The following is a 1,041-nucleotide window of genomic DNA, read 5'->3' on the forward strand; positions in this document are numbered from 1 at the left end:
CCGCGGTCCTTGAAGTACTCGTCCCGCAGGGCCTCGGCGAGGATCGCTTCCTGCTGGGCCTGGGGGGCTCCGGCGTCGCGGGCCTCGTACAGCCGCCGCGCCACGTCGCCGGGCATCTTCTGGCTGATCATCCGGGGGCGGGGGTCGTCGGTGGAACCGCCGGCCGCGCTGTAGCCGAAGGTCGCCTGGATGTGGAGCATGAAGCCGCGCTGCTCGGCGTCGCGGCGCACCCGCTTCTTCACCCGCGGCTGCCAGGCCGCCCGGACCGCCCGCTCGACCTTCGCCGCGTTGGCCTTCGTCATGGGGATGTCGCCGGTCAGCTCGCCCTCGGCCAGGGCGGTCAGGGCGTGGGCCCAGCGCTGGGCGGTGCGCACCGAGACGCCGACGGCCTGGGCGAGCCGCTTGGTGTCGTTCTTGGCGACCTTCTCCCACAGGAACTTGACCCGGGTGTTCAGGTGTACCGGGATGGGGCGGGTGCGCTCGGCCCGCTCCAGGCCCTCGTCGATCTCCCGGCTCATGGGGCATCAGGTCCTTCCCTCGCCCCGGCCGGGGCGAACTCGAGTAATCGGGGCGGCGCACCGACCGGGTGTCGGCAGGCCGCACGGGGCACGGCTACTCGTCGGCGGAGACGACTCCGCCGGCCTTCATGTGCCGGGCCGGGTTGGCACCATCCGCGATCAGCTCGGCGATCTCGGCCATCGGCCGCGAGCCCTCGTGCTTCACGTGCCCCGGGCTGACGCCCAGGCGCAGCGAGGTGGTGAGGGTGCCGTCGGGCTTGGTGAGGATGTCCAGGGCGCCGGGGCCGGGGGCGGCGAAGACGGCGCAGTCGGAGAGGACTGCGATGGCATGCAGGCCGGTGTCGGCGGCCATCTTGCGGAGCTTGCGGTGCATGTTGACGGTGGCGGTGTCGATGACCAGGGCGCGCATCAGCGGGTCCCAGGTCGGCCGGTCCAGTGCCGGCCAGCGCTCGCCTGGCTTGTAGCCGTGGCCGCGCGGGCGCTCGCGCATCTTCCCGATGGTGCCCTTGGCGGTCTGCTTGAT

At 72.8% G+C, this 1,041-nt stretch carries 1 protein-coding gene and 1 pseudogene; both read right to left on the minus strand.

From position 1 onward, the window contains the following. Positions 1–518, minus strand: a 518-nt coding sequence (gene tpg / locus ABD369_RS40690; protein ID WP_344641675.1) for a telomere-protecting terminal protein Tpg, incomplete at its 3' end; no start/stop codon positions are given. A 94-nt stretch (positions 519–612) separates the two neighbouring features. Beyond that, positions 613–1,041 (minus strand): annotated as a pseudogene (locus tag ABD369_RS40695) (telomere-associated protein Tap); the annotation flags it as partial.

The sequence above is a fragment of the Kitasatospora cystarginea genome, assembly GCF_039533515.1.
Lineage (GTDB): Bacteria > Actinomycetota > Actinomycetes > Streptomycetales > Streptomycetaceae > Kitasatospora > Kitasatospora cystarginea.